The organism is Streptomyces sp. McG3, from assembly GCF_018619185.1.
GTDB lineage: Bacteria > Actinomycetota > Actinomycetes > Streptomycetales > Streptomycetaceae > Streptomyces.
The window spans coordinates 1-5,501 of record NZ_JAAXYC010000425.1 but is presented as its reverse complement, the minus strand read 5'-3'; the positions used below and the strand labels follow the sequence as shown (position 1 = coordinate 5,501).

The following is a 5,501-nucleotide window of genomic DNA, read 5'->3' as shown; positions in this document are numbered from 1 at the left end:
GCTCCGACCCCATCCCGCCCTCCCCGGCGGCAAAGCAGGTGAGCGTGAAGTGGCCGCCGGGCGCGAGGCAACGCTCCAGGAGGGCGAGATAGCTGATGCGCCGGTGGGGCGGCAGGTGATGGAAGCAGCCGGAGTCGTGGATCAGGTCGTAGGGCCCGGCCAGGGCGGCCCCCGGCGCCGTCAGCGCGAACGCGTCACCGCGGTGGAACCGGACACCGTGGGCCCCCGCGCCTTCCGCCCGCTCCCGGGCCCAGGCGATCGCCTCCGAGGAGAGGTCGACCGCGTCGACGTCGAAGCCGAGTGAGGCCAGGTGCAGCGCGTTGCGGCCGGGGCCGCAGCCGAGGTCGAGCGCACGGCCCGGGGCGATCAGCCCCTGGCGGAGATACCCGTCGAGGCTCTCGTCGGGCTTGTCCACGAAGAACGGCACCGTCTTCGTACGGTCCGCGTAGAAGTCGTCCCACCAGGACGCCCCGCCGGCCGTCCACCGGTCCGCCGCCGGCGCGAACAGCCCGTCCATCAGTGCCAGCACATCGTCCGTCGTCGTCACGTTCCGGTCCATCCGGGCCCCCTTTTCCGATGGGGTAATTCTAGCCAGTCGGAGCATGAAATCCCAGGTCAGCGCCCCTTTGCCGATGCCGCCGGCAGGCCCCTGGCGTCGTCCGGGACGGGCGGCGGGGCCGACCCCCCGGCCTCCACCCGTTCGGTGTCCCGCGGGCCCTCCGGGGCCCGCTCCGGGGGTGTTCCCGGCCTCCCCGGGGGCTGTTTCCGAACGGCTTCCCCGTCCCCTTCGCTGAGGCCGAACCTGCGGTGGAAGGAGCGCAGGGGCGCGGGGGCCCACCAGGTGGAGCGGCCCATCAGCTTCATCACCGCGGGGACCAGCAGGCCCCGCACCACCATGGCGTCCATCAGGACGGCGAGGGCGATGCCGAGTCCCAGCATCTTGGTGTTGGTGACCCGTGAGGTGCCGATGGCCACCATCACGACCGCGAGGATCACGGCGGCCGCGGTGATCAGTCCGCCGGTGTGCCGGAGTCCGAAGGTGACGGAGTGCTCGTGGTCGCCTGTGCGGTCGTGCTCCTCCTTGATCCGGGATATCAGGAAGACCCCGTAGTCCATGGAGAGTCCGAAGGCGACGCAGAACATCAGGACGGGCAGCGTCGTCTCGATGTCGCCCGTGCTGGTGAAGGCGAGCAGCCCGGAGAGATTCCCGTCCTGGAAGACCCAGACCACCGCTCCGAACATCGCGGTCAGGCTGAGGGCGTTGAGCACGACCGCCTGGAGCGGGATGAGCACACTGCCGGTGAGCAGGAAGACCAGGAGCAGGGTGACCACCACGATGATCCCCACCGCCCAGGGCAACCGGTCGGCTATGGCGTCCTTGGAGTCGACCAGGACCGCCGCCGTGCCCGTCACCGAGGTGTCGAGGGAGGAGGCGGAGGGCACCGCTCTCAGATCCCGTACGAGCTGCTGGGCCTTCTCGCCGACGGCTTCCCCCTCGGGCAGCACACCGTAGTAGGCGACGGCCTCCCCGGTGACCGGGCCGTCGACCCGCAGGACGCCGGGGAGCCGCTCGATCCGGCCCCTCAGCTCCGCGTACTCGGCGGGGGACCCCTGCCCCTCGGCCAGCACCTCCAGGCCGCCGCCGGGGCTGCCGGGGAACCCGTCGCGGAGGTGTTCCTGAACGACCCGGGACTCCGCTCCGGCGGGCAGCTGCCGGTCGTCCGCCGTGCCGAACTTGACGCCCAGGAAGGGCAGTCCGAGCAGGAGGAGCCCGACGGTGGTGACGACGGCGAAGACGGGCGCCCTGCGCATCACCAGCACGGCCAGCCGCGCCCATCCCCGGCCGGGCGACGCACCGGCGCCGGCGGTCTCCTCCTTCCGGCGGCGGAACAGGCGGCGCAGGTCCAGCGCGTTGACCCGGTGGCCGAGCAGCACGAGTGCGGCGGGCAGCAGGATCAGTGCGGCAGCGGCGGCCAGGAGGACCACGGCGATCCCGGCGTAGGCGAAGGACCGCAGGAAGTACTGCGGGAAGACGAGCATGGCCGACAGGGACACCGCCACGGTCAGCGCCGAGAACAGCACCGTACGCCCGGCGGTCCGCAGCGTCCTGCCCACCGCGGCCAGGGGGTCCGCCCCGCCGGCCAGCTCCTCGCGGAAGCGGCGGACGATGAACAGGGCGTAGTCGATGGCGAGTCCGAGGCCGAGCGCCGTGGTGAGGTTCATGGCGAAGACCGAGACGTCGGTGAACTCCGTCAGGCCCCGCAGCACGGCGTTGGTGCCGAGGATGGCGACGATGCCGACACCGAGCGGCAGCATCGCGGCGACGGCGCTGCCGAAGACCATGACCAGCAGGACGAGCGTCACCGGCAGGGCGATCAGCTCGGCCCGCAGCAGATCCTCCTGGATGATCGTCTGCATCTCGTGCTGCACCGCCACCGGTCCGCCGAGCAAGACGGTCACCGGCCCCCGCTCCCCCGCGAAGTCCGGGGCCATCCGGTCGAGGGTCTCGCCCGCCGTCTTCTCGTCGCCCCCGATCCGGGCGGCGATGACCGCCTCGTGACCGTCCTCGGAGCGCAGGGCGGGGGACGCGGTCTCCCAGTAGGACCCGATGCCCGAGATCCCCGGCTCGGCCTTCAGCCGCTCGACCAGGCGGGCGGCTTCTGCGGCCACCGCCGGGTCGTCGACGGTCGCGGAACCGCTGTCCACCAGCAGGAGCAGGTTGGGCTGGGAGGCGGGGAACTCCCTCGCCAGCACCTCGGTCGCGTAGGTCGACTCGGCGTCGGGCGCCTGCCAGCCGCCGCTGCCCATCCGGTCCGCCACCCCGCTCCCCGCGAACACGGCGAGCGCGGTGATCACCAGCGCGGCCAGCAGCGCGAACCGCGGTCGGGCGGTGACGAACCGGGTCCAGCCGCCGATCGGGGGCGGCGCGGAACGGTTGACTTCGGACATGGTGCGGTGTCCCCTTCACCGAGACCCGGGCGGCACAGGGCAGCATGGGTCGGTCATTGCCACTTACCCTGGCAAACACGAGTAGTCGCTCGCGTTTCACTAGAATGCGAGCGAGCACTCGCGTTTGTCAACCGCATCATGAGAGCCGGGGATGGACCGTGTCGGAGGCCAAAGCCACCAAGGGCGCCGCAGCGGACGGCGGATCCACCGCCGGACCGGACGGCGGGACGCCGGGATCCGCCCGCCCTCGCCGCCGCCAGGCCCGCGGCGAGGCCCGTATCGCCCAACTGCTCCAGGCCGCCGCCAGCGTCTTCTGCACCAGCGGCTACACCGCGTCGAGCACCAACGCCATCGCCCGCGAGGCAGGGGTGTCGCCGGGCACGCTCTACCAGTTCTTCCCGAACAAGGAGGCCATCGCCGTCGAGCTGGGCGACCAGCTGCTCAACCGCTGGCGGGACACCTACGGCGCCGCCTTCACCCAGAGCCACATCGAGCTGCCGCTCGACCGCATGCTGGACGCCATCCTCGACCCGCTCATCGCCTTCAACTGCGAGAACCCGGCCTTCTCCGTCCTGATGCACGGCCCGGAGATCCCCGGCCGGATCACCGAGGAGCACGACACGCTGCACGCCACGATGCTGACGCGGGTCGAATCGGTGCTCGCCGACTACCTCCCGGACGTGCCGGGCGGCCAGGTCCACCGCATCGCCGACATGACCTTCATGCTCTTCAAGGCCGGGCTGGACCTGATCATGGCCCACGAGGGCGAGGAGCGCGCGGCCTACGTCCAGGAGCTGAAGACGATCATGTTCCGCTACCTGGACCCCCTGGTAGGCGACGATGCGCGACACCGGGCCCGGCGCGCGCCGTAGGCGACCCGCACGCGCCATGGGCGGCCACGGGGCCGGCGCAGGGCGCCGCCGGATCGCATTGATACCCCCTAGGGGTATAGTGTGGATACGACGGAACGCCGGGAGTCCTCCGCGACGCCCTGTGCCCCGCCACGCCGCCGTTACGTGTTCGCGAAGAGGAGAACGTCATGACCGCCGAGACAGAGACCCCCCAGTCCACCGGTTCCTGCTGCTCGCCCACCGGTTCCTGCCACGACGGCGCGGCCGACGTGCGGATCGAGCAGACCGACTCGGTCACCACCGTGTACCAGGTCAAGGGCATGACCTGCGGCCACTGCGAGGGCTCCTTGTCGGAGGAGATCTCCGGCATCGCGGGCGTGACCTCGGTCGCGGCCGTCGCCTCCACCGGCCTGGTCACCGTCACGTCCAAGGCCCCACTGGCCGAGGAGGCCGTCCGCGCCGCCGTCGACGAGGCCGGGTACGAGCTCGTCGGCCCGGCCGCCTGAAGGCCTGCCGGAGCGGCAGCACCCCTGCGCCGTCGGGCCGTGCCCCCACCAGCCGATACTGGTGGGGTACGGCCCGATCTGCGTTTCTCAGGAGTTCCGGACATGGCCAGCACAGCAGCAGCCGATTTCCCGACCGCCGACGCCTCCGAGGCCGAGCTCATGATCGGCGGGATGACCTGCGCCTCGTGCGCCGCCCGCGTCGAGAAGAAGCTCAACCGGATGGACGGCGTCACCGCCACGGTGAACTACGCGACCGAGAAGGCCCGCGTCACCTTCGGGGAGGAACTGAAGCTGGGCGACCTCGTCGCCACGGTCGAGAAGACCGGCTACACGGCCCGCCCCGTCGCGCGGCCGGAACGGAGGGCGCCGACAGGATCCGGGATCCCCGACCTCCCGGCCGCCGCCCCGGAACCGGACCCGTACGCCGACGAGGCCCGCCGTACGGACACCGCCACGACCCCGGGCACCGGTCCCGCCGCGGACCCGGGGCCGGCCCCCCACTCCCCCGCCCGGGACGCCGGGACGAAGCAGGACGCCTCCATCGGCGCGCTCCGTCAGCGCCTCGTCGTCTCGGCCGTGCTCGCCGTGCCCGTCGTCCTGCTCGCCATGGTCCCGGCCCTCCAGTTCGACTCCTGGCAGTGGCTGAGCCTCACCCTCGCCGCGCCCGTCGTCGTCTGGGGCGGTCTGCCCTTCCACCGCGCCGCCTGGACGAATCTCCGGCACGGCGCGGCCACGATGGACACGCTGGTCTCGCTCGGCACGCTCGCCGCGTTCGGCTGGTCGCTGTGGGCCCTGTTCCTCGGCGACGCGGGCATGCCCGGCATGCGCCACGGGTTCGACCTCACCGTCCCGCGCGCCGACGCCGGCTCGACGATCTACCTGGAGGTGGCGGCCGGGGTCGTCACGTTCATCCTGCTCGGCCGCTACCTGGAGGCGCGCGCCAAGCGGAGGTCCGGGGCGGCCCTGCGGGCGCTGATGGACCTGGGGGCGAAGGACGTCGCCGTGCTCAGGGACGGCCGGGAGGTCCGCGTCCCGGCGAGCACGCTCGTGGTCGGCGATCGCTTCGCCGTCCGTCCCGGGGAGAAGATCGCGACGGACGGGACCGTGGTCGAGGGCGCCTCCGCCATCGACGCCTCCATGCTCACCGGCGAGTCCGTACCCGTCGAGGTCACCACCGGCGACACCGTCACCGGAG

Annotated in this window: 5 protein-coding genes; 3 read left to right on the top strand and 2 right to left on the bottom strand. The window is 72.2% G+C overall.

Annotated elements, in window-relative coordinates; translation table 11 throughout:
- The coding region (locus tag HET64_RS36075) for a class I SAM-dependent methyltransferase (protein ID WP_215111460.1) at nucleotides 1-559 on the bottom strand (559 nt) is incomplete at its 3' end.
- 56 nt (nucleotides 560-615) lie between these two features.
- Nucleotides 616-2,949 (bottom strand): MMPL family transporter, encoded by a 2,334-nt coding sequence (locus HET64_RS36070; protein WP_215111459.1) that lies wholly within the window; start codon nucleotides 2,947-2,949, stop codon nucleotides 616-618.
- Between the two features lie 158 nt (nucleotides 2,950-3,107).
- Between HET64_RS36070 and HET64_RS36065 the strand changes: the two genes are divergently transcribed.
- The 3 genes from HET64_RS36065 to HET64_RS36055 form a co-directional block, all read left to right on the top strand.
- Nucleotides 3,108-3,821 (top strand): TetR/AcrR family transcriptional regulator, encoded by a 714-nt coding sequence (locus tag HET64_RS36065; RefSeq protein ID WP_215111458.1) that lies wholly within the window; start codon nucleotides 3,108-3,110, stop codon nucleotides 3,819-3,821.
- A 167-nt stretch (nucleotides 3,822-3,988) separates the two neighbouring features.
- On the top strand, nucleotides 3,989-4,306 hold the full coding sequence (locus HET64_RS36060; RefSeq protein WP_215111457.1) for a heavy-metal-associated domain-containing protein: 318 nt from the start codon (nucleotides 3,989-3,991) through the stop codon (nucleotides 4,304-4,306).
- Between the two features lie 102 nt (nucleotides 4,307-4,408).
- The coding region (locus HET64_RS36055) for a cation-translocating P-type ATPase (protein WP_215111456.1) at nucleotides 4,409-5,501 on the top strand (1,093 nt) is incomplete at its 3' end.